Genomic DNA, 23,537 nt, shown 5'->3' with positions numbered 1-23,537 from the left:
TTGCCTAGCTCCCCTTGATGCGTTCGATTTTGGCACCAACGGCAGAGAACTTGCGCACAACATGTTCATAGCCGCGATCCAGATGGTAAACCCGGTTGACGATGGTTTCGCCTTCGGCCGCAAGGCCCGCCAGGATCAGCGAGACAGAGGCCCGCAGATCAGTAGCCATAACCGGTGCGCCCTTGAGGCGTTCAACGCCTGTTACCGTGGCATGCCCGCCCTGTACGTCAATCTGGGCGCCCATACGAATCAGTTCTGGCGCGTGCATAAAGCGGTTCTCGAAGATTTTCTCTTCTAGCACGCTGGTGCCGTCGGCGGTGCACATCAGGGCCATCATCTGCGCCTGCAGGTCGGTGGGAAAGCCGGGGAAGGGTTCGGTGGTGACATCCACTGCCTTGACCCGGTCGCCACGACGCTTGACCATCAGTCCTGCCTTGGTTTCGGTAACATCAATGCCTGCCGCATCCAGTTTTTCGACAAAGGCACCAATCAGATCAAGACGTCCGCCCAGCAGCTCTACCTCGCCGCCACAGATTGCCGGGGCGAGCATATAGGTGCCCAGTTCAATCCGGTCGGTGACAACGGGATGGGTGGCCCCATGCAGCCGGTCCACTCCTTCAATGGTGATGGTTCCGGTTCCGGCGCCATCAATATGGGCGCCCATTTTTGTCAAACAGTCCGCCAGGTCGACGATCTCTGGCTCGCGGGCGGCGTTCTTGATCACCGTGGTGCCCTTTGCCAGGGTGGCGGCCATCATGATGTTTTCGGTGGCCCCCACCGAGGCAAAGTTGAGCTCGATCATCGCCCCCTTGAGTCCGCCTGGCGCCTTGGCGTGCAGATAGCCGTCTTTCAGCTCGATCTCGGCGCCAAGCGCTTCCAGGCCGTGAATGTGCAGATCCATCGGCCGCGCCCCAATGGCACAGCCGCCCGGCAGCGAGACCACTGCCTGCCCCAGCCGCGCCAGCATCGGCCCCAGTACCAGATTGGAGGCCCGCATTTTGCGCACGATTTCATAATCGGCGACGTGGTTGTCGATATTATGGCTGGAGAGCGCCTGAACCTGCCCGTCCTGCAGGCTGGAAACTTCCGCCCCCAGGGATCGCAGCAGTTCGGTCATGGTTTTGATATCGCTCAACCGTGGCGCATTGGTCAGGGTCAGCGGTTCTTCGCTGAGCAGCGTGGCTGGCATCAGGGCGAGGCAGGCGTTCTTGGCCCCTGCAATTGGAATCTGGCCCTTCAGAGGGCCACTGCCTTTTACCAAAATCGAATCCATCTCGCCTCTACCTTTCCGACTCTTCGGTCGTTGTTTCTTGTTTCACTGCGCGTGCCTTTGCCTGCGCCTTTCGGCGCGCCATATTGGCTTTCAATGAGGCTTTCAGTCGATCCTCTCGCTGCGAGGCGGCCGGGCTCGGTTTTTGCGGTTTTTTCTCTGCCATAGACCTTCTGTAACTTAGTGTGAAAAAACCGTCCAGAAGCTCTTGCGCCCTTCAGCGTTTATCCCTAAAAGCCCCTTCACCGGCGCTGCTGTAGCTCAGAGGTAGAGCACTCCCTTGGTAAGGGAGAGGTCGAGAGTTCGATTCTCTCCAGCAGCACCAGTAAAGACTTCTCACCCAAGATAGCCATAAAGCCTTGAAGGCAAACGCTATTTGGATGTGCGGTATCCCCCCCCATAAAACCAGCCTCGGGATGATTACGCGTGGGTTTCAGCGCTGATTTCCGTATTTACCAAGGGGTTGATCGGGGTGCCGGGGGCTATTTTGGTCGAGGGTCGTTCCGCCCCGCTAGCCTCTCGTGCCTTCAGGGCGCTCGCAGTGAAGCTGCCCGTAAAGGAGGCCCAGGTTTAACTGAGCCTCCCTGCATCGTTACTTTAACAGGTCGCGGGCGATGATGGTGCGCTGAATTTCCGACGATCCTTCGTAGATTCGGAAGATCCGCAAATCGCGAAGATAGCGTTCCAACGGGAAATCGCGAGTGTAGCCATAGCCACCGTGAATCTGTAGCGCCCGGTCGGCAATGCGCCAGGCCGCTTCGCTGGCATACAGCTTGGCAAAGGCCGAGTCGGAGGAATAGCGGGCACCGGTGCCCCGTTTGCGGGCGGCCTGCAGCCCCAATGCCCGCGCCGCCGCCAATTCGGTGGCGCTGTCTGCCAGCATCCATTGTAGCCCCTGGAAATTGCCGATCGGCTGGCCGCCGACCTCGCGTTCCTTGGCATATGAAACCGCTGCATCCAGGGCGGCCCGGGCTATACCGGTTGCCTGCGCGGCCACTTCGATGCGGCCATTGTCCAACACTTTCATTGCAGTGCGGAATCCTGTGCCTTCCTCGCCCAGCCAGTTTTCCTGTGGTACATGGCAGTCAAACGAGATTGGGAAGACATGCCCACCGCGTAGCCCCATGGTTTCTTCGTGGCGACCGATCTCTACCCCGTCTGTCTTGCCAGGTTCGACTACAAAGGCGCTGACCCCGCGGGCTCCCGCCGCGCTGTCGGTTTTGGCATAGACTACGATGAAATCCGCCGCACCGGCGTTTGAGATAAAGCACTTGGATCCTTTCAACCGGTATCCGTCGCCGTCCCGTGTCGCCGTGGTGCGCATATCTGCCGGGTTGGATCCGGCCTGCGGTTCGGTCAGCGCAAAGGCTCCAAGGGTGGTGCCCGCCGCAGCCTGCGGAAGAAAACGCTGTTTCAGCGTCTCATCCGCCCCCAGCAGCAATGAATCCGTTGCCAGAAAATGTGCCGTCAGCATAGACGCGGTGGAGCCGCAGGCCCCGGCAATCGACTCTACCGCGCAATAGAGCGCAGGTCCGGACAGGCCGATACCGCCATAGGCTTCGGGCAGGTTCATCCCCATGATGCCCATCTCTGCCAGCGCCGACTGATGCAACGTTGCAAACTGCGCTTTGGCATCGATACCTGCAGCGGCAGGTGCCAGAACCTCATTCGAAAACCGTTCTATCTGGCCGATGACGGCCTGCTCTTCAGTGTTCAGATCATCGGTCATCCGGCATTTCCTTCTTTCAACCGTTGTAGAATTTCCGTGGTATGCGCCCCCAGTTCCGGGGCCGCCTGTCGCCCGCCACGCGGGGCACCGCTGAAATGCACCGGCTGTTCCGGCACGGTGAATTCCCCGAGAGCAGGATGGGCAACCGCTGTCGCCAGTTCGCGCGCCTGTACCTGGGACGAATCCCAGGCCTGTCGCACCGAACACAGCGCAGCAGCGGGAATGCCCGCATCTGACAGCGCCGTAACCACGTTCTGCACGTCCAGCGTGGCGGCCCAGCTTTCGATATGCTGCGCCAACGCGGGTTCATTCTGCCGCCGCAATGTGTCGCTGGCAAAGAGCGGATCTTGCGCCAGTTCCGGTGCGTCGATGGCCGTCGCAAAGGTCGCAAACAGCCGATCGTTCAGCACCGCAACGGTAAAGCTGCCGTCTTTGGCCGGATAGGTGCCAAAGGGGGCCGAAAGCGGGTGCTTGCTGCCGGTCCGCTTTGGCGTCTCTTTGGTCATCAGCGCCCGGCAGGCCCCGACCGGCATCATGGACACGAGCGAGTCATACAGTGCCAGATCAACATGCCGCCCCTTGCCGCTGCGCGCGCGGTCAAACAGCGCCACCATGGCGCCGAAGGCCGCAAACATGCCACCTGCCACATCGGCAAAGGCATCCCCGGCCATCATCGGCGGGCCGTCCTCTGCGCCGGTCATATCCATTAGGCCGCTCATTGCCTGGATGATGATGTCATAGGCTGGCAGGCTTCGGTTCGGACCGGTCTGGCCGAAACCGGAGACCGAGACATAGACCAAGCGGGGAAGGGCTGCGCACAGCTCATCCGGACCCAACCCAAACCGGGCCATCACGCCGGGGCGGAAGTTTTCGATGACAATATCGCACTCAGCCGCCAAGGCCCGCGCCGCGGCGGCGCCCTCAGCGGATTTCAGATCCAGAACAATGGATTTCTTGCCGCGGTTCACCGATTGGAACAGCAGGCTTTCGCCGTCCTGGAACGGGCCGATGTGGCGATAGTCATCGCCCGAGGGCGGTTCCACCTTGATCACCTCTGCGCCGAGATCGGCCATCAGCGCGGTACAGTAGGGGCCGGCCAGCACGCGGGAAAAGTCCAAGACCCGGACCCCCTCTAGCGGTCTGTGACCCGCAGTTTCATCATGTTTGAACATATATCCACCATCAATTGCTTGCTGGAAGATAGCGCTTGTTTGGATATACTCAGAAATACAAGATGCATATAAGGGGTATTCAAAATTGAATATACCATTGAACTTTCGTCAGGTCGAAATCCTGCTTGCGGTTGCGGATACCGGCAGCACTGCTGCAGCAAGCCGCGCGCTGAATACCTCGCAGCCCGCGGTTTCGCTGGCTATTACCCGCTGCGAGGAGGTCTTTGGGCAGAAGCTTTTTGTCCGCATTCCCGGTCGGGGAATGGAACTAACACCCTATGGGCAGCACAAGGTTGCGCAGCTGCGCGAGTTGGAGAAACAGGCGCGCTGGGTGCTGAGCGGCGGCGAGGGCACACCGGAATTTCTGAACCTCGGGGTGTTTTCCACCCTCGGCCCACGCTATGCACCGCAACTGGTGCGCAATTTTAAGGATACCCATCCCAATGCTGAAATCCGCATCCTTGAAGGCGATCTGCAAACGCTGTTCGACTGGCTTAGCGAAGGCCGCCTTGATCTGGCGCTGCTATATGATTTCGGGGTGCCGTCCGATTTCGCCATCACCCCGCTGATGGCGGCGGAACCCTATGCACTGCTGCCCCTGGGGCACCGGCTGGCACAGCAGGCCAAAGTCAGCGCGCCAGAGCTGGCGCAGGAGCCGATCATCCTGATGAACCTGCCGCACAGCCGCGGTTATTTCCTGTCGTTGCTGCAAAACGCCCGGGTGCCGGTGCGGGTGGCCCATGAAACCGGTTCGATCGAAATGCTACGGTCGATGGTGGCCAATGGGTTCGGCATCGGTTTGCTTGCAACAGATCTGTCAAACGGAGCGTGCTACGATGGCAAGGCAGTCATCCGGGTGCCGCTGGCTGGTCGACCGCCGCGGCACCAGATCGCCCTTGCCCATCGCGATATGGCGATCAAACGGCCCATCATCCAGGCTTTTACCGCCTTTGCCGAAGCCTTCTTCAGCCCGCCTCCTTGAATGCCAGGCGCACCCGGCGCGGACCCAAGGCGGCATGGGGTGCACAGGTCCGGTCCGATGGCGCGGCAGCATCCTGCCCGCCTAGGATCGACTGCGATGGCGTAGCAGTATTCACCGCCCTGATGGGGGCTGGCAGGTTAGAAATACTTGCCAAAGGCCTTATAATCGTCCCGGTAGACTTTCATCAGCTTTTGGCGCTGTTTTTCTGTCAGGTCGCTGGGTTTGAATTTTGCTCCCTCGGTCTGCGCCCGGCCAACAGTGAGCGGCTGCCCGGTGCGTTCGGTGAAATCGCTGACAAACTGTGCCATTTCAGAGAGCAAATAGATGCGAGAAAAATAATCGGCATCGGTGCCAAGAAATATCACCAGTGGGCGGGTGTGGTGGAGAATAGACGGATGTGCCTTTTGATAGTCTGCCAGCCGGTCAACAAAGAGATCCAGATCTGGGGTTGGCTCTAGCTTCTGTTCCTTAAGGCCTTTCTGGGCCTTCTTCAGGGAAAGTTCTTGGTGGAAGATTACACGGTTGCCATAGGCTGAAAGGAAGCGCGCGATGGGATCCCTGACAAAAGTCGTGCGGAAATAATCTTTGATGCGGTGCTCTGGGTAGGCAGACCGCAACAAGGTGCGATACCCGATATTGTGGATGTGTAGTTTCTTGCTGTTGATAGTGATGGACTCGAATGGTCTGCTATTTTCAAACTCGAAAAACGCCAGCTTTAGCGAGGTGCAGCCAACCTTTGGCGCAGCCGCATAAAAGAATTTTTGCGTGTCTAGGATTACAGTCATGAATGTGTCTTTCCGAAGATCGAATTTCTGGCAGCCTGAGGTGGAGGTTGAGTAGTCGTAATTGCGTGTTAAGGCAATATGGCAGAGCGGCAGGTGCTCTGCGAGAGCGGTCTATTGTGAAGGCTGGAAGGTGACGCTGTCGCACCAAAAAACCTTGCCAGAGTGGCTGGCCCTCTCGCAAAACTTGCAGTAATGGGGGCTTTATGCGCAAGACACTGTACCTTCATATCGGACACTTCAAGACGGGCACGACCGCCATCCAGGAGTTCCTGGATCTGAACCCGAGATTGCTCAAACGGCATGACTTTGTGCTTGCCCAGACGACGTTGCAGTATTCCAAACATTCCGATCTTGCCTACAGCCTGTATAAGGCGGCAGGGGTTGAAACCTTTCTGCATGGCTACAATAAGCCAGAGACCCCGCAGCAGATCTGGGCGGCACTATTTGATGAGTTGCGCACCAGCAAGCACTCCCGGATGATTGTAAGCTCGGAAGAGTTCATGCGGCTTGCCTGTATTCCCAAGGCGGTCAAGACGCTGTCCAGGATTATCAAATCCGCGCGTGATATCGACTTTAAGGTGATCGCCTTCTTGCGCCCGCCAGACAGCCATTTGCGATCCTGGTACAACCAACTGATCAAGATGGGGATGAAGACGCCCCCCTATAACGTGGCGATGACTGATCTGGTAGAACCGATCCACTATGACTATGCCCTGGCGTTGCGGCCTTGGATCGAGATTTTTGGAGCGGAGGCCGTCACCCTGCGTAGCTATAGCGAGGCCAGCCGCGAGAACAATTTGCTCTTCAAGGATTTCCTCTCTGCTATTGATGTCGCCCTGCCAAAATTCGGCCTGGTCCTGGCAAAGGCGGATCCAAATCCACGTCTGGACGATACCTTGCTTGAGATGGTGCGCATGCTGCAAAACGCCGGAATTCCAGACAAGATGGTCCAGCCAATGGCAACCCGTTTTCTTGCCCATCTGGCCAGCGAAGAGGCGGGCAACCCTACAGGGGCTGGTGATGCGTTTGCGGCCCTTCGTCAAAGAACGCTGGATGGGCTGACAGAGCTACAGCGTGAGATCCCTGAATTTGACGCAACCCTTGCGCCCTTTCACCAGCATCTGCCTGAGCAAGAGACACAGACCACGCGTGAGGGTTGGCTTGTGGCCGGGCACTTGCTGGCTGAATTACAGGCGTTGCGCAAAAAGACACAGCAGCAGAACCGCGTGGTGACTGAGCGGCTAGATGCGCTTGAAGCGCGACTGCCCACTGATGATGGCGACCCGTCGTGAGGGTGCTTTACTACAATTGGGTTGATTACCTGGACGCAGAGAACCGGGGCGGTGGGGTGTCGCAATATCAGCGCAATATCTTGCAGGAACTGGATCAAGGCAGCGATATCGACGCGGTGTTTTTGTCTGCGGGGATTTCGTATGACCTGCGCAAGCGGCCACCACGTTGGGAGCAGACCCGCCACGGTCCACGCCAGGATCGCGGGCGGCGCTATGAAATTGTCAATTCTGCGGTCCTGTCGCCTGCGCATTTTTCCTTTGGCAATACAGCCCAGTGTGAGGACTCCGCCACCGAAGCGTGCTTTTACGATTTTCTAGAGGCAACTGGCCCCTATGATGTGGTGCATTTCAACAATCTTGAAGGTCTGCCCGCGCGGGTCCTAAAGCTGAAAGCCCGCTGGCCTCAGATGCGGCTGATCCTGTCTTTGCACAACTATTATCCCTTTTGCCCGCAGGTGAACCTGTGGTTTCAAGAGCGTGAGAACTGCCTGGATTTCAAAGGTGGTGCCAAATGCGGTAGTTGCCTGCCGCAGGCGCATAACCAAAAGCAATTGCGCCTGGCCCATGCCTTGGCCTATCGGTTGAAGGCTGCTGGGTTCGAACCCAACAGCCGAATGTTTCAGCTGCTGTACCAGCCGACGATCCGGGTTGGGCGGCGGCTGTCGATCGGGCTGAATGCTGCGCGACACAGTCTGCGCAAGATCACCGGCACCCGGCGACAGGTTTCCTCAGAAGTGGCGAGCGGCCAAAACCCGCAGCGCCAATCGGCCCCGGTCACTGTGCCAACTCCCTTTGCCAAACGGCGGGCCGAGATGGTCTCTTTGATTAACGCGCATTGCGATCAGGTTTTGGCGGTCTCTGATTTCACTGCCGGTGTAGCGCGTCGCTATGGGGTGCGTAGCGATCTGTTGCAGACCTCATATATCGGTACTGCGCTGGCTGACTGCTACCAACGAACCACACCGCGTCGGCTGCCCATCCAAGAGCAAGAGGTGCTTTCACTCGGGTATCTGGGCTATATGCGGCGGGACAAAGGGTTCTTCTTTCTGCTGGAGGCACTGAAATCCCTGCCATCCCCGTTGGCGAAACGCATCCGGCTGGTGGTTGCAGCCCGGCGTGGCGATGCGGATACCATGGCAGAGCTCTCGGCGGTGGGGCAACATCTGGCCGGGTTGGAGTATCACGATGGCTACACCCATGACGAGCTGCCAGCGATCTTTTCACAGATCGACCTTGGGGTGGTGCCGGTGCTGTGGAACGACAACCTGCCACAGGTCGCGATTGAAATGCACGCCAACCATATCCCACTGTTGACCAGCGATCTGGGCGGCGCGCAAGAGCTGTCAAACTGCCATGATATGGTGTTTGCAGCAGGCGACATCCAGGCGTTCCAGGACCGGCTGCAGGCGATCCTGTCCGGCGCTGTGAACATGGAGACCTATTGGGCTGGCGCACGTGTGCCCAATTCAATGGCGAACCATTTGGCGCAGTTGACCGAGATCTATACCTCATCCGACCTCACCCGATCCGCAGAAACAGGCCTGGGCTAGGTAGGGGGCGCGCACGGCGGGGGCCGGGCGCGCAGTTGTCTGTTCGGCGTCTGGCGCTAGGCCTTCTCAAGGCGGGATTTGACAAAATTGGCTTCCTGCCAGGGCACCGAAAGTCCTTCTTCATAAATCACATCGCGTCCCTCTGACATCAGGGCCAGGTATTTCCGGTATTCTTCCGCATCGTTGAAGTGTTGGCGGCGCGCCACCTCGATCTGGGCCTTGCGATGGAAATCGGCATTGTACTTGAAGTGGCCAAAGATCAGCTCGCGGCTGGACAGTTTGATATCGGTGACAAAGTGATACCCGGCCGAAATCCGCATCCAGGGCTGATACTTCAGCAGGGCGATTTTCTGCGCCACAAACAGATCCATGCGCGAACCGGCGATCAGCCGATGCCGCACGGCGCTGGTCCAGGTGGGCATGTTGGAAAAGGGTCCCTGTCCGGTCCAATTGGCCAAAAACGGTTCGCGGTCGACATATCCCGCCTCGCTAAAGGGATCGGTTTGGAAGGTTGCGTCCCCCAAAGAGCCCTTGGGGTACATGTCCAGCATGAAGATGCGGGCGGCATCGGCCCCCTCAAAGGCGGCGGTTTGCAGCAGGGCGGGCAGGCTTTGCTTTTGGGGAGTCTGCCAGACCAGCAATTCGTCGGTATCGGCGATCAGGCTCCACTTTCCGGGACGGAAGGCTGCAATCATAGCCTGTTGCCAGCCCGCGCCATAGTGCGACAGGCTATAGTCGGTATCGACAGAGAACAGCGCCACATCCGGCTGTTCCATCAGGTATTCCAGGGTGCCATCATCAGAGCAGTTGTCAGCGATGAGAAAGCTCTCGACGCCAAGGCGCCGGTAGTGGGCAAGAAACTGTGGCAGCATGAACATTTCATTGCGCATACAGGCGACCACTGCGATCTCTGCACCGCGTGCGGCCTCCAGGCGGTCTTCGCTGCTGATCAGTTCCAGCGCATTGCTTTGATAGACCAGGGCGGCATCCTGATAGGTGGGCCAGATTTTCTTGGGCGTCAGGCTTGGCGCTGACAGTTTGGCGCAGGCCTGGGCCTGGCTCGCGTGTTCATCCAGATGCACCAGAGAGACCGGTGCGGCCTGACTGGCGTCGAAGCTGTTGACCCAGCGCGAAACCGGTGTTGCCTTGCCCCAGGTGCGGCGGCGAATAGAGGTGCGATAGTCTTCATCCGCAGGACGAATGCCCTGTTGCGCCAAGAGATCCCCCAGCATCTTGTCTTCCATAAAGGACATCTGGATTAGGTGCTGTCCTTCCGGGCTTGCGCTTGCGGCACAGACTGCAGCCATGGCGGTACGGCTCAGCGCATAGCCAGTGCCGCCATCGGTATAAGTTGATGGTTCAGGAGATTTATCCAGTTCCAGCCGCCCGCGATCAGAGGTCGATTTTTCATTGTGCCAGGCCCGGTCCATATCGCCGGGGCGGCGGGTCAGGATTCGGCCGTAATAGTCGAATTTGCGATAGCTTTGCCCGTGAAAGAAAATATCCGGATTCAAAAAGCAGTCGTCATCAATCTTGATAAGGTGTGAAAAGCGGGTGTTTTCATAGACCCAGGCGATGGTGGCCAGGGTCTTTTGCGGCAACCCTTCGTAGGAATCGGGGGCATCAAGATGCACGATATCCCCGTCAAGCCGTCCATCGCCATCGCCAACGATGATGACATAGGGGATGTCCAGCGCCTGAAGCAGCGTCAGCCAGCCTGCGCGCATGGCTGGAACGCGGCTGTTCAGGTTGGGCAGGCAGGAAAACACCGTGACAATTGTGTCAAACAGGGGCGAGCCCGCAAGCGCGGGGGCGCCTTCCGGCAGCGGGTGGGGCGCTGGCAGGGCCTGGGCGAGATCTGGCAGAATGTCACGAACCCTGGCAAAGAGCGGCTGGCTTTCCGGCGTATCGCGCAGCGCCAACAGTGCCAGGTTGGGCGCAGTGGCTTTGCGCATGGCATTTTTTTCTGTTGCGGTCAGATCCTCGGCCAGGGATGTCAGCAATCCGATAAGGGCCTCCTGTGCCTCTTTCTGGGGCGTATGGGGATGCAGGGCCCGCAGCAGGGCAAGGGTAAGGCCGAAGCCGAGAAAGTGACTGCGTTGTGTCGACAACAGGCGCAGATCACGGCCCAGATCCAGGATCTGTGTCGGGGAAATCGGTTGGGTTGCGGCCTGCTTGATCAGCAGGTGACAGCGCTGGCTGACCCTTTGCTGCAATTGGTAGTAGGGCGCGCGCGGGATGTCGCGGTAAAATTTGGGCAGGGCCGTGGCGGTGGCCGAGACCAGATCTTGCGCCACAGCTGCCGCACCAGGAAAAGCCATATGGCGCAGGCCGGCTTCTTCCTGCGGGATCTCGGCACGTTTCAGCGCCTCGACGCTCAGGGGGGCATCCTCGGCCAGATAGGTGGCTGCGGGGCCAAGCAGCTCTCGGCGAATGCGCATCAGATCGCTGCATTGATAGACCTGGAACAGGTCGAGTGCCTGGCTAACCTCCAGGGTTGCCGTTGACCCGTGTTCGGCGCGGTCGAGTGCGGCCTCGATCACTGCAAAGGCTTGACGCAGCGTTGCTAGCTCGGAGTGGGTTTCCAGGGGGACACGGGCATCCATCTGGTGCCAGAACTGGCGGGACAGCCCGTAGGCACGCAGGGTGAATTCTATGATCGGGCGTTGGATATAATCGGTAAAACTGTCGATATTATGCAGCAGATCCACCGCGACACCGGTCAGATCCTGGCAATGGGCCCGTCCCCAGTATTGCCCCGCCTGCCGGTCGACCAGATCCATATAGGCATAGATGATGTGTTCGCGGACCTTTTCCTCGACACCCTGGCCGGCAATTGCCCGGCGTAGCAGCCAGGAAACTGCCGGGGTAACAATCCATCCAGCCGTCGGTTCGATCAAAGACCGCAGTGTTGGGCAGATCTCGGCGTGGCGATCTTCCAGGAACAAAAAAGGCAAGAGCGCCGAGCTTTTGTAAAGGTTGCCAGCCTCTGGCGACAGGCTGGCACGGAACCCTTCGGCGCAGTAGAGCTGATGAAACCCGTCAAAATCATGATCCGGGTGGCTGAAGAACTCGCTGAGGCTGAGAAACAGATAGCAACGTAGATCTTTGGGAATGTCAGGCAGCAGTTCGCCCAGCAGCGTCAGCGGGTCGGTCTCTGGCGTTTCGCGCATCCGCTGGCCAAAGACACCATGGGCGTGAACCACCGGGTCCCGTGGTGCCAGTTCAGGCAGGCTCGCGGCTTCGGGCTTTGGGGAAGAACCGCCTTCAGCAGGTTCGATATAGTCGCTCATGCCGTAAAACTGCTGTGCGGATGCAAGGTGGGCACGGCTTTGGTCGGATAGCTGGGTCTGCAAATCGCCAAATTGCACATGTTCAAAGATTTGCATTGCGGTGAGCGAATCGCCGCACAGATCCACATCGCAGATAATCTGCTCAATCTGTTCTACCAGATCCGTAGGGGTCAGGCGCAGGCGAGGGCAGGCGAGGCTGCCATCGGCATGCAGGAGCCCCAAATCCAGCGCGTCATCCTTTGCGCGCCCTTTCCAGATACGCCCGGGCAGCAAAACGATGACATCTGCGCATTGTTCGCTCCTGTCGCTGCCACGATTTTTGGTGGCATCCGGGTAGAGAATGACCTGCGGCATCGAGTCCTCTCCGGGCAGGTCCAGGTGCAGGCTGGGAAGAGTGGATGTGTATTTCACCCGCGCGCGCAACTCCAGCCGGTTGCTGAGACACAGCTGCCCTTTGTTGAGTTTGGCCTGGTTGTTCCGGGTGAGCGCCCCAAGAGATAGCTTCTGGCGCGCGTCATCGCCAAAGTCGATATCGGCATCTGCGATACCACCCTGGTAGGAAACAAAACTGATCTGGTCCAGATTCGGGTAGGAGCGGCGGAAGACATTGTAGCCAAAGCGGAACACGCGCACCTCATCTACCGTCACGGTAACATATGGTGGGGCAAAGGTAATTGTGACTTCAGCCTCGGATTTATCCAGAGATTTCTTATAGGATTTCTCGGCGGCCCAGACCTCTCCAGTGCGTTTGTTGCAGACGCAGAGCCCCTCGTCCTGACGCAAAGATAAATGGAACAGAATGTTGGCCTGCTCGCGATCAAAAAACGAGATATTGGCGTAAGGAACCTCAGTGAATCTGGCAGTGTAGCGAAACACCTTGGGACCCTGAACTAAGAACGACTGCATCGACTTTTCCATCTATTTTGACGTGTTTGATCGTATTCTTGCGCCGGATAGGGCGGCTAGGGGCGGCGGCGAAGTTGGGCTTCAATACTCAGTAAGGTGGCTATCCGTTGCCCCTCTCCAGGGTCAAGGGGGCTTTGGGTTCGTGTCAGGCCGCGGCGCAGGGCTGCCCAGACCGCGGTGAGGCATAAGAGACCCAGTTTCAGGCGAGGCAGGGGGGCGCGGATCTGTGCCATGCGCTGCCGCAGGGCGCGCGCAAAGAGACGCCGTTGCCAGCCTTGGGGCAGTTTGCTGGACAGACCAGCCGCCTGCAACCGGGCAGTCAATTGATCAAGCGAGCGCACAAAGGCAGCGGCCGCCCGGCCCGGGGCATACTGTGCCAGCGCCGCGTCAGACTGGTTCACATCGCAGCCGGACTGCGAAAAATACAGCGCTTTTGGTGCCAAAAGCGCCGCCTCAAGGGCCAGTTGCCATCCTGGCAAGGCACCAATGCCAAAGCCAAGCCCGGCCTCGATCAGAAAGGAACGGCGATAGAGCTTTGGCGAAATCTGGCCATCCAGGGCCAGGGCAAGTTCGGGGGAATACGTAAAATCAGCGGCGGCCAGCGGCTGCAGGATCTGCGCATCGTCGCAATAGATGGCGGCATGATAGGTCTCGCCCTCTAGTCCCAAGCGATAGGCTGAAACGGCAAAATCTGCCTCTGCTGTCAGCATTCCATCCACCCAGTCGTGCAGGGCCATTTCACCCAATGCATCCCCTGGCACAAGGAAGTTGATATAGCGGCCGCGTGCCGCCGACAGCCCGGCCGCGCAAGCGGCGGCGATCCCTGCCTCAGCGTGGCGCAGAACGCGCGCTTCTGGGTGGTCGGCCGCAAGGAGGCTTGCCTGGGTTTCCGCCTGCTGGCTGTTGCACAGGATCAGGATCTCCCGCCCTGGTGCGCCCTGTTGTGCCAGCGCGTTCAGGCTGATTTTCAGCAGATCCGTATCGCCGCCGGACCAGGGCAGCACCACGCTCAGCGGTAGGGTGCCAGTCATTTCGAGACCCCAGGCCGCTGATATATGCGGGTCCCAGTCCGGGCAATAGCGCAGCCCGTGGCGGTCTAGATACCTGATGCAGGCGTCGGCATAACGGGCGCGGCGTTCGGGCGCGCGCAGGGCAGTGCTGCGTTCAAACAGCAGGCGGCTGGCGATCTGTTCAAAGGCGGCATCAGCATCAGCGCGTGGTGCGGTGGCCATAAGGGCCTTGATGCGATCCAGCACCGGGAATTGTTCAAAAACCCGGTCGCTGTCGCTGCCGGTTATCTGCCCCTCGCGGGCGCGGGTCTGCAGGTAGAGCGGCGCTTCGATATGCAGCAGGTGATCGCTGCGCGCGGCGGCCTGATAATAGAATTCGTGATCCTCGAACCAGGTCCCTTCACGAAAGCGCAGATCCGCGATCAAGCTGCGGCGGTACAATTTGTTCCAGGCCGAAGGAAAGTGGACAATCGCCTGCTGCCAGGTGGTCAGCGGGTAGGTTCTGCACTGGCCAGAGCTGTGCCGCGCGGCCTGGCCGTGAATGGCGGAATGGTCACTGTGACTGCCATCGGGAAAGCAAAAGCGAATGCCGCAGGACACCCAGTCAGCGCCTGTGTCCTCAAGCGCCTGCCACAGCTGCGACAAATAGTCGGGGGCCAGTTGGTCATCGCTGTCGAGAAAGGCAATGTAATCTGCCTGTGCCAGATCCAGCCCGGTGTTGCGCGCCCCCGACAACCCCTTGTTGGACTGTTGCACCAGTCGAAAACGCGGGTCCTGTGCGATGGCCTTGCGCGCCACATCAGCACTGTTGTCAGTGGAGCCGTCGTCGATCACCAGGGCTTCGAAATCGCACAGGTCTTGCGCCTGAAGGCTGCGGATGCAGGCCGCAACATGGTCTTTGACGTTGTAGACCGGCAGGATGACCGAAATCAGCGGCTTTGGCGTGGGGCTTGGCATTCAGCGGGCGATCTTTTCAAAAGGACCAGGGGAAACCTAGAAATTGTTCTCGTATAGCAAAGGCTGGGGGGCTGTCATCACCCCTGTGCCAACCTGGGCAGAGACTTGCTGCATGCAGGGCAGGTTGGCGTCAAAATAGGCAACCCCAAAAGAAAAGAGGGCGTTGCCGCCCTCTTGCCATGTCTTGCTGCGCCGTTCTGCCCGATTGGGACGGCGTTTGATTTACAGGCCGGCCTGAAGTGCGGCCACCACGGCATCGCCCATCTCGCTGGTCGAGATCGGATCAACACCTTCTTCGCCCAGCAGGTCTGCGGTGCGCGCGCCATCGGCCAGCACTTTTTCAATGGCGCCTTCCAGCCGGTCGGCCTCATCACCCATGTCAAAGCTGTAGCGCAGCGCCATGGCAAAGCTGAGGATACAGGCGATGGGGTTGGCTTTGCCCTGGCCTGCGATATCAGGCGCGGATCCGTGTACGGGTTCATACATCGCCTTGGGGCGGCCATTGGCCATGGGGGCGCCAAGGCTTGCAGAAGGCAACATGCCCAGGCTGCCGGTCAGCATCGCGGCGCAGTCGGACAGGATATCGCCAAACAGGTTGTCGGTCAGGATCACGTCGAATTGCTTGGGGGCCCGCACCAGCTGCATGGCACCGTTATCGGCATACATATGCGACAGCTCAACCTCGGGGTAGTCCTGGCCGACGCGGGTGGTGACCTCGCGCCACAGGATGCCGCTCTCCATCACATTGGCCTTCTCCATAGAGCAGACCTTCTTGTTGCGGCGCATTGCCAGTTCAAAGGCAGAGCGGGCAGCGCGTTCGATTTCGGACTCGGTGTAGCGCTGGGTGTTGATGCCGACGCGTTCGTTGCCTACTTCAAAGATACCACGGGGTTCGCCAAAATAGACGCCCGAGGTCAGTTCGCGCAGGATCATGATGTCGAGACCGGCAACGATGTCACGCTTGAGCGAGGAGAAATCCGCCAGCGCGTCAAAGCACTGCGCCGGGCGCAGGTTGGCATAGAGATCCATTTCCTTGCGCAGGCGCAGCAGGCCGCGTTCGGGTTTGACGCTGAAATCCAGATTGTCATAGGCCGGGCCGCCAACCGCACCAAGCAGAACCGCGTCGACCTCTTGCGCCTTGGCCATGGTCGCATCCGCGAGGGGCACACCGTGCTTGTCATAGGCGGCACCGCCGACCAGATCTTCGCTCACATCGAACTGAATGCCGCGGGCCTCACCAAACCAGGTGATGACTTTGCGTACCTCGGTCATGACCTCGGGGCCGATGCCGTCGCCGGGCAGAATCAGAATCGATGGATTGGACATGTGTGCCTCCTAAAAATCAGTTGGGAGTGGCCTACCTCTCTGGGGCTGCGGGGTCAATAACGGGGGGCGTTTCGGGGGGCTGAGGCGGAGAAATCTTGGTGTTTTGCAACGCCTTTGCCAATAGGGACCAGACCCGCCGGATGCGGGGCGTTTCCCGCATCGCGCGGTGGGTGGTCAGCCAGACCGGCAGGGGCGGGATGTCAACGCCAAGGGTGAGCTCTTCGATGCCGGGATCGGCGCGGGCAACCGCAGTTTGGCAAAACCCGATGCCGCAGCCCGCCCGCACCAATTGCCAATAGGTCGCCTGATTGTCACAGCGCAGGGCAAAGGCGGTGCGCTCGACCTGCCAGCCCAGGGCCTGCATGCTGCGCAGGATCAGATCGTTGCTGTCGTAGCCCACCAGATCATGCTGCCACAGGTCGTGGGCGTTTTTCGGACGGCCCCGCCTGTCGAGGTAGGATTTGGCAGCAAAGATCCCCAGCGGCAAATCGGTGACATGCTGGGTGATCACATCAAGCTGGCTGGGGCGGTACATGCGCAGGGCAATGTCGGCGGCGCGATACAGCAGGTTCTCGCTGGCATCTGTCGGCACCAGCTCCAGCTCTATCTGTGGCTCGGCGATGCGAATTTCAGCGAGGATGGGCGGCAGCAGGTAATGTGCGGCAAAGACGCTGGCGGTGATGCGGACCGTGCCGACCAGCGCTTCGGACTGGCCTGCCGCCTGCAGCGATAGGTGGTACATTTGTTGCTGCATCTCGCGTGCCATCGGCAGCAGGGCGGTGCCCGCAGATGATAGCCGCAATCCGCGGGGATGGCGTTCAAACAGCTGCTGGCTAAGCTGCGCCTCAAGGCTTTGTATATGGCGTCCCAATGTGGGCTGGCTGCGCCCCAACTGCTGCGCTGCCGCAGACAACGACCCGTGGTCTGCAACGGCAAGGAAGCTCTGGATTAGGGACCAATCGGTGAGTTTTGCGATATCCATTCAATAATGAATGGCAGATCAGAATTTTTTGGCAATATTTAGTTTTTTATGAATGGGAGAAAGTGCCTGCAGGAGATCTTAAAACAGGAGACAAGCGGATGACACAGGTTGCACTCATACTAGGGGCCTCGGGCCGGTTTGGCCGATCAGCGGCCGAGGCTTTTGCGCGGGCTGGCTGGCAGGTGCGGCGCTTTCAGCGCGGGACGCAGGACCTGGCCGAGGCCGCAAGCGGCGCGCAGGTTATCGTCAGTGGCTGGAACCCGGCTTACCCGGATTGGGCGGCGCAGGTGCCGGAACTGCATCGGCAGGTGATCGCTGTTGCTGAAGCCAGCGGCGCTACGGTGATTGTGCCGGGCAATGTCTATGTGTTTGGGCCGCAGACACCGTCACCCTGGTGTGAAAACAGCTCGCATGCGGCGCAAAATCCGCTGGGGCGCATTCGCATTGAGATGGAGAAAGCCTACCGGGCCTCCAGCGCCCAGGTGATCGTGCTGCGAGCCGGGGATTATCTGGATACCGAAGCATCGGGGAATTGGTTTGATACCATGATCACCGCCAAGCTGCACAAAGGAAAATTCAGCTATCCCGGGCGGGCGGATATTGCCCATGCATGGGCCTATCTGCCGGATGTTGCCCGCGCCGCAGTTGGCCTGGCCGAAATCCGGGCCAACCTGCCACGCCATCTGGATGTGCCTTTTGCGGGCTATACCCTGTCGGGGCAAGAGATGCTGTCAGCGATCAACAGACATCTGCGTCACCCGGCCCGGCTGCGGCAGATGTCCTGGCTGCCGTTGCAACTGGCCCGCCCCTTCTGGCCCCTGGGGCGATGCCTGCTAGAGATGCGCTATCTATGGAATACCCCGCACAGCCTGTCGGGGGGGCTGCTGCAACAGCTCTTGCCGGATTTCCGCGACACACCACTGCGACAGGCCCTGCCGCGTTGCCTGCCAGAGGGGCTCTTGTCGGATCAAGGGTCTACGGCAGTGTGCAAAGATCTGGTGGTTTGACCCGGCAATTGGGCTAGTCCAAGGAGATATCAACCCAGACCAGCCTATGGCGGCTGGCCGTTGCGGCGGCAGAGACAGTGTCGTCCGGCCAGACCACTCCGGCACCAGTGACCTGCCAGTCGCGAGACGGCAGCAGGTAGTCCACCCGCATGCGGCGTCCGTCGCCCCAATCGACGGTCTTTGTGCCCGCCTGTGACGAAGCCGGGCGCGGATCCTGCAGCCTGGGGTCTTGCAGCAGGGCGGCAATCGCTGCGCGGTTGCCATCGCCGGTGTCGGGATCCAGATTGGCCCCACCAGCCAGCACAAAGGTCTGCGTCGGTGGTGGTCCAAGCGTGTCTGGCAACTGCCCATCCAGGAACCGCTGCCAGAGGCGGATTTCATCAGCGTTGCGCAGCCCGTTGCGATCTTCGGGGCCATCAAACAGCGGCGGCGTGGCCTGAAAGCTGAGCAGGGTCAGCCGCGTCTGGGCATCCAGGGCAATTGGCAGCGCCCAATGCGCGGTCGAGGACAGGCGCTGAATGGCCTGGGCCTGGGGGGATGGAAAGGCGCTGCCATCAGGGTGACGTGGCAGGGTGGCACCAGGGATATCGCGCCACAATAGCGGCGTCAGATCTCTGATCTCCTCGGTTCGGATGGGGTATCTGGACAGCACGGCAATGCCGCCGCGTCCGGTGTAATTGCCATAGCCCTGGGAATCGCCAGCGCCGCCGCGCCGCTGATCGCCGTCCAGATCCAGCGGGGTGGCAAGGCCCGCATTGGGCTGCTGGGCAAAGAGATGGGGATAGGGCGCACCAGCCGCAGCGAGACGCTGCTCCAGCGCCTTGAGCGCCAGATTGTCATAATCCCAGTCGATCCCCTGCAGCGCCAGAATATCGGGCCGGGTGGCTGCGATGACGGTGACCACTGCAGCGATCTGGGCGTCCTCGCCCCGGTTGATATCGCGGAGCAGCAGGCCGGGGCCGGGGCGAGAGAGTTCTGTGTTGAAGGTTGCAATCCGCAGGCTGCCGGGAGCAGGCCCAGGTGCAGGGCCTGTTTGGGGGGTGGCCAGCAGCGTCATGGGGGACAATAGGGGCAACAGGAGCAGCAGAAACCGCAGGACAGAGAGGGCGCTCTCTGCCGCGGGGCGCATCACACGGCCTGCAGCGTTTCGGCGTGGGCATAGGCCGCCCGTCGTTTCTGCGCGATCAGTTCTGCAACACGTAGAAAAGCCAGGCCGCGCATGATCATCGACACAGGGACAAAGGCCCAGGCGGCAACCAGCCAGATCAGCATTTGCGGTGCCGTCAGATGCGTGACATCAATAAGGCCGGACATCAGCTTGATGCAGGCCGGAATGGCAAAGGGCAGCAAGATCCCAATGATAATATTGATGCGGCCATCGCGCTGCAGCCGGGCAACCACATCGCCGCCCGTGGTCGGGTCAAACAGTGGCAGGTTCACCCAGACGTTGAAGGCCCCATTGGCAACGGGCCAGTTGCCCAGACGGATGGCCAGCACAAAGCCCAATACCGCCAACCCGGCGACGAGATAGGCAATGCTGGCGGCGCTGCGCATCAGCTGCTGGGTCTCGCTCGCGGTGTCCAGCGGCAGCATCAGGACGATCAACTGCACCGGGGAATAGCTGAAATCCAGCGCCGCGCCCAGGTGGGTTCCGAAGGTATGCACCAGTGCGGTCAACCCGGTGGGGTCCAGTGGGTGGCGGGTCAGCAGGCTTAGCAGGCCGACCATGGCAAAGGCTGCGATATAGCGCATCCGGTTCAAGGGTGGTGCTTCGCGGAATTCTACAAAGCTGGGATAATTGGAAAAATACTCGGCAAAGGTCAAAACTCCGCCCAGGATCGCCATCAGGGCGATGATCTCTGGAGATTCTGTGGCAGAAACCGGCAAGAGCAGCGATGGCATTACAATCAGCAATGCAACCAATACCCCGCGAGTTGCTGCGCCTGTTATGCGAGCAAACACTGCTTATTTTCCCTTTCAAACTGGACTGGACGGTACTTTGCCGTGCCTTTGTTCCAACTTGATGCACTCTGAACCTCAGAATGCGCGCCTCAATTTCGCCCCATTTGTGCATGGATTGGCCGCAGGGCTCAAGTTTGCTTTGGTGCAAAATTCACTTTCACCGCGCAGCCCCCCTGGTCTGGTGCCGGAATGCATCAATATTCCCCCATCGAAACAGTGGGTTTTGATATGGTTACTATATGTGGTGTCTGTTGTGCCGTCATCACCAAGCCCATTGGCGCGGCTGGCGGCGGTGGTGAAATGCGGCAGCTTTGTGTCAAATTTGCCTGAATAGGGTGGAAACATCAGCTGGGATTGGGATCAGGCGCGCTGACGGCGGGTGCGGCTTGGCGCAAAAAACCCGCCCCAGAATACTGGGGCGGGTTTGGCCTGTGTTGTCGGGGCAGGGGGGCAGGACCGGTTCATTAGGCCCGGTGCCTGCTTGCCGCCCTTAGACCCAGGGGCGTTCCTGGGCCATCTTGCCTTCATAGCTCTGGACTGCCGCCTGCTTTTGCAGGGTCTGGCCGATGTCATCCAGGCCTTCCAGCAGGCACTGCTTTTTAAAGGCGTCGACGTCAAACTTGATGACTTCACCATCGGAGGTGGTGATTTCCTGGGCTTCCAGATCAACCGTCATGCGGGCGTTTTCGCCGCGCTCCGCATCTGCCATCAGCAGGTCGACCTGCTCTTGTGGCAGAACGATCGGCAGGATGCCGTTCTTGAAGCAGTTGCTGAAGAAGATATCGGCGAAGGAGGTAGAGACCACACATTTGATACCAAAATCCGCAATTGCCCAAGGGGCGTGTTCGCGCGAAGAGCCGCAGCCGAAGTTGTCACCTGCAACGAGGATTTCTGCGTTGCGATACTGCGGTTTGTTCAGCACGAAATCGGGAATTTCCGATCCATCACGATTGTAGCGCATCTCATCGAATAGGTTCTTGCCAAAGCCGGTGCGCTGAATGCTTTTCAGAAACACCTTGGGAATAATCATGTCGGTGTCGATGTTGACCAAAGGCATAGGTGCGGCGATGCCGGTGAGTTTTTGAAACTTTTCCATTTTCAGTCCTGCGGTTTTTGCGCGTGCAGTCGGCGACGGCGCAATTTTTAGGTTGAAGGAATAAAGGCACTTGGGCGTTGAAGGCTCTCTGGGTCGATCCTGGGCCGAGATAGGAGTGGGCGAATTATCTCGTCCTGGAACCAGTCTGGTGTGATGGTGCCAGACAAAGCCGATCTTACCAGAGTGTCCAACAGTCCGTGTGCTTTTAGGATGCGAGGTATGATGTGTTTTTCGATTGGGAGCTGAAAAATCTCGATGTTGTCGCTTTGTGGCAGCAGGTCGAGATGTTTGATGTCCTGTGCTACTGTCCCGGTGAAGGCAATATATTTTGTCTGATCGACCAGATGCCCAGCAACGCAGCTGTAATCCCAGCGACGTAAGCCCGGCAGGAAATTGTCCAAGCGCCCTTCCCAGGGGAGCGCGGAAAAATTCGTGTCGATTTGAGGAACAAAGGCCACAGCATGGCGGACATCAAAGAAGCGCGGAGCAAGGAAGGCGAGAAAGCCGCCCATGGAATTGCCCAGCGTATCTACCTTTTTGCCTGTCGTGAACGGAGCGATTTCCCGGAGAAGCAGATCAAAGTTGATCTTGCTTCCCCAGGATTTCTGCAAATCATCGACAAAAAGAATGTCGTCATAGCCCGTGCCTGCAGCAAAGAATTCTGGCTTTTGGACCTCAATGCCACCGAGATGGTGACCAATACTGGTGAAGGAAATGAGGGTTTGCCCAGTGGCGCCAGAATTCCGGCGACAATGAGACACCCGCAGCCTGCAATCAGTAAAGATCACCTCGATTGGCAACATTACATCAGCTCACGAATATCTGTCAGCTTTCCTGTCAGTGCTGCGGCTGCAGCCATGGCGGGCGATACCAGATGGGTGCGTCCCTTGTAGCCTTGACGGCCCTCAAAGTTGCGGTTGGATGTGGCGGCGCAGCGCTCACCTTCCGACAACTGATCCGGGTTCATCGCCAGACACATGGAACAGCCCGCAAGGCGCCATTCAAAACCGGCCTGTTCAAAAATCTCGGCCAGGCCTTCTTCCTCGGCCTGGGCCCGCACCAGGCCAGAGCCGGGAACGATCATGGCGCGCATGCCATCCTTGATCTTTTTGCCTTTGACCACTTCGGCCACGGCGCGCAGGTCTTCGATCCGGCCATTGGTGCAAGAGCCGATGAACACGGTGTCGATTTCGATGTCGGTGAGCTTCTGCCCAGGGGTCAGGCCCATATATTCGATCGCGCGGCGCGCCGCTTCAATCTTGCCACCCTTGAAGTCTTCGGGGTGCGGGACAACGCCCGTGATCGGCAGAACGTCCTCGGGCGAGGTGCCCCAGGTCACAACCGGCTGGATGTCTTCGCCGCGCAGGGTGACGACCTTGTCAAAATGTGCGCCTTCATCGGTGAAAAGAGTTTTCCACCAGTTCAGAGCGGCTTCCCATTGGGCACCTTTGGGCGCATGGGGGCGGCCATTGACGTAGGCATAGGTGGTTTCGTCTGGCGCAATAAGGCCGGCACGGGCACCGCCTTCGATGGCCATGTTGCAGACGGTCATGCGACCTTCCATCGACAGATCGCGGATCGCTTCGCCGCAGTATTCGATGACATAGCCTGTGCCGCCGCCGGTGCCGGTCTCACCGATCACGGCGAGAGTGATGTCCTTGGCGGTGACGCCGGGCTTCAGCTTGCCGGTGATTTCCACCTTCATATTGAGCGACTTTTTCTGGATCAGCGTCTGGGTCGCCAGAACGTGCTCCACCTCGGATGTGCCGATGCCATGCGCCAGGGCACCAAAGGCCCCATGGGTGGCGGTGTGGCTGTCACCACAGACCACGGTCATGCCGGGCAGGGTCCAGCCCTGTTCGGGGCCGACGATATGCACGATGCCCTGACGGACATCTGACACAGGGTAATAATGCACGCCAAATTCGCGGGCGTTCTTATCCAGGGCTTCGACCTGGATGCGGCTTTCTGCAGTCATCTGTGCAGGATCGTTGCGGCCCTCGGTTGTGGGCACGTTGTGATCGGGCACCGCGATGGTCTTGTCCGGCGCATGCACGGTGCGGCCCGCCAGACGCAGGCCCTCAAAGGCCTGCGGGCTGGTCACTTCGTGGACCAGGTGGCGGTCGATATAAAGAAGGCAGGTGCCATCCTCTGCTTCATGCGCGACATGCGCATCCCAGATCTTGTCATAAAGCGTTTTGGGGGACATGTGTCCTCT

General features: G+C 59.3%; 17 protein-coding genes and 1 tRNA gene. 5 read left to right on the top strand and 13 right to left on the bottom strand.

Going from position 1 to position 23,537, the window contains the following annotated elements; translation table 11 throughout:
- Positions 1-4 precede the first annotated feature (4 nt).
- Entirely contained in the window at positions 5-1,273 is a 1,269-nt protein-coding gene (murA, locus tag ACN0VH_RS10465; protein ID WP_278922734.1) for a UDP-N-acetylglucosamine 1-carboxyvinyltransferase, read from the bottom strand.
- Positions 1,274-1,520: 247 nt separating this feature from the next.
- Here murA and ACN0VH_RS10460 point away from each other — a divergent pair.
- A tRNA-Thr gene (locus tag ACN0VH_RS10460) sits at positions 1,521-1,595 on the top strand.
- A 267-nt stretch (positions 1,596-1,862) separates the two neighbouring features.
- Here ACN0VH_RS10460 and ACN0VH_RS10455 read toward each other — a convergent pair.
- A complete protein-coding gene (locus ACN0VH_RS10455; protein WP_417700578.1) occupies positions 1,863-2,999 on the bottom strand; it encodes an acyl-CoA dehydrogenase family protein in 1,137 nt (378 codons plus the stop codon).
- Positions 2,996-4,171 carry a CaiB/BaiF CoA transferase family protein gene (locus ACN0VH_RS10450; protein WP_417700577.1) on the bottom strand — a complete coding sequence of 392 codons (1,176 nt, stop codon included), beginning with the start codon at positions 4,169-4,171 and terminating at the stop codon, positions 2,996-2,998. Before ACN0VH_RS10450 ends, ACN0VH_RS10455 begins: the two co-directional genes overlap by 4 nt.
- 85 nt (positions 4,172-4,256) lie before the next feature.
- Between ACN0VH_RS10450 and ACN0VH_RS10445 the strand changes: the two genes are divergently transcribed.
- The gene (locus tag ACN0VH_RS10445; RefSeq protein ID WP_417700576.1) at positions 4,257-5,153 is read left to right on the top strand and encodes a LysR substrate-binding domain-containing protein; all 897 of its coding nucleotides are present in this window, start codon (positions 4,257-4,259) and stop codon (positions 5,151-5,153) included.
- 137 nt (positions 5,154-5,290) lie between these two features.
- Here ACN0VH_RS10445 and ACN0VH_RS10440 read toward each other — a convergent pair whose 3' ends face one another.
- Positions 5,291-5,938: a sulfotransferase family 2 domain-containing protein gene (locus tag ACN0VH_RS10440; protein ID WP_417700575.1), complete on the bottom strand. Its 648-nt coding sequence runs from the start codon at positions 5,936-5,938 to the stop codon at positions 5,291-5,293.
- 203 nt (positions 5,939-6,141) lie between these two features.
- Between ACN0VH_RS10440 and ACN0VH_RS10435 the strand changes: the two genes are divergently transcribed.
- Positions 6,142-7,230: a hypothetical protein gene (locus ACN0VH_RS10435; RefSeq protein ID WP_417700574.1), complete on the top strand. Its 1,089-nt coding sequence runs from the start codon at positions 6,142-6,144 to the stop codon at positions 7,228-7,230.
- On the top strand, positions 7,227-8,780 hold the full coding sequence (locus ACN0VH_RS10430) for a glycosyltransferase (protein WP_417700573.1): 1,554 nt from the start codon (positions 7,227-7,229) through the stop codon (positions 8,778-8,780). Before ACN0VH_RS10435 ends, ACN0VH_RS10430 begins: the two co-directional genes overlap by 4 nt.
- A 56-nt stretch (positions 8,781-8,836) precedes the next feature.
- On the opposite strand, the gene ACN0VH_RS10425 is transcribed toward ACN0VH_RS10430, so the two are convergent.
- The 4 genes from ACN0VH_RS10425 to ACN0VH_RS10410 all read right to left on the bottom strand — a co-directional run bounded on the left by ACN0VH_RS10425 (position 8,837) and on the right by ACN0VH_RS10410 (position 17,254).
- Positions 8,837-12,979: a glycosyltransferase family 2 protein gene (locus tag ACN0VH_RS10425; RefSeq protein ID WP_417700572.1), complete on the bottom strand. Its 4,143-nt coding sequence runs from the start codon at positions 12,977-12,979 to the stop codon at positions 8,837-8,839.
- A 56-nt stretch (positions 12,980-13,035) separates the two neighbouring features.
- A complete protein-coding gene (locus ACN0VH_RS10420) occupies positions 13,036-14,946 on the bottom strand; it encodes a glycosyltransferase family 2 protein (protein ID WP_417700571.1) in 1,911 nt (636 codons plus the stop codon).
- 222 nt (positions 14,947-15,168) lie between these two features.
- Positions 15,169-16,272: a 3-isopropylmalate dehydrogenase gene (gene leuB, locus ACN0VH_RS10415; protein WP_417700570.1), complete on the bottom strand. Its 1,104-nt coding sequence runs from the start codon at positions 16,270-16,272 to the stop codon at positions 15,169-15,171.
- Between the two features lie 31 nt (positions 16,273-16,303).
- Positions 16,304-17,254, bottom strand: coding sequence for a LysR family transcriptional regulator (locus ACN0VH_RS10410; RefSeq protein WP_417700569.1), 951 nt, complete (start codon positions 17,252-17,254; stop codon positions 16,304-16,306).
- Between the two features lie 98 nt (positions 17,255-17,352).
- Between ACN0VH_RS10410 and ACN0VH_RS10405 the strand changes: the two genes are divergently transcribed.
- On the top strand, positions 17,353-18,261 hold the full coding sequence (locus ACN0VH_RS10405) for a sugar nucleotide-binding protein (protein WP_417700568.1): 909 nt from the start codon (positions 17,353-17,355) through the stop codon (positions 18,259-18,261).
- Positions 18,262-18,274: 13 nt separating this feature from the next.
- On the opposite strand, the gene ACN0VH_RS10400 is transcribed toward ACN0VH_RS10405, so the two are convergent.
- From ACN0VH_RS10400 to leuC, 5 genes are all read right to left on the bottom strand, one after another.
- Positions 18,275-19,390, bottom strand: a complete 1,116-nt coding sequence (locus tag ACN0VH_RS10400; protein WP_417700567.1) for an endonuclease/exonuclease/phosphatase family protein — start codon at positions 19,388-19,390, stop codon at positions 18,275-18,277.
- Complete coding sequence (locus tag ACN0VH_RS10395) at positions 19,390-20,223, bottom strand: hypothetical protein (RefSeq protein WP_417700566.1); 834 nt, start codon at positions 20,221-20,223, stop codon at positions 19,390-19,392. The genes ACN0VH_RS10400 and ACN0VH_RS10395 overlap by 1 nt, the downstream gene beginning before the upstream one ends.
- 490 nt (positions 20,224-20,713) lie before the next feature.
- Positions 20,714-21,319, bottom strand: coding sequence for a 3-isopropylmalate dehydratase small subunit (gene leuD, locus ACN0VH_RS10390; RefSeq protein WP_278922748.1), 606 nt, complete (start codon positions 21,317-21,319; stop codon positions 20,714-20,716).
- A 47-nt stretch (positions 21,320-21,366) separates the two neighbouring features.
- Positions 21,367-22,122: a hypothetical protein gene (locus ACN0VH_RS10385; RefSeq protein WP_417700565.1), complete on the bottom strand. Its 756-nt coding sequence runs from the start codon at positions 22,120-22,122 to the stop codon at positions 21,367-21,369.
- Positions 22,122-23,528: a 3-isopropylmalate dehydratase large subunit gene (gene leuC, locus ACN0VH_RS10380; RefSeq protein ID WP_278922750.1), complete on the bottom strand. Its 1,407-nt coding sequence runs from the start codon at positions 23,526-23,528 to the stop codon at positions 22,122-22,124. The genes ACN0VH_RS10385 and leuC overlap by 1 nt, the downstream gene beginning before the upstream one ends.
- Positions 23,529-23,537 lie beyond the last annotated feature (9 nt).

The sequence above is a fragment of the Pseudophaeobacter sp. genome (assembly GCF_048267565.1).
In the GTDB taxonomy this organism is placed as follows: Bacteria; Pseudomonadota; Alphaproteobacteria; order Rhodobacterales; family Rhodobacteraceae; genus Pseudophaeobacter; species Pseudophaeobacter profundi.
The sequence above is the reverse complement of the archived record's forward strand: the minus strand, read 5'-3'. Positions and strand labels throughout refer to the sequence as shown.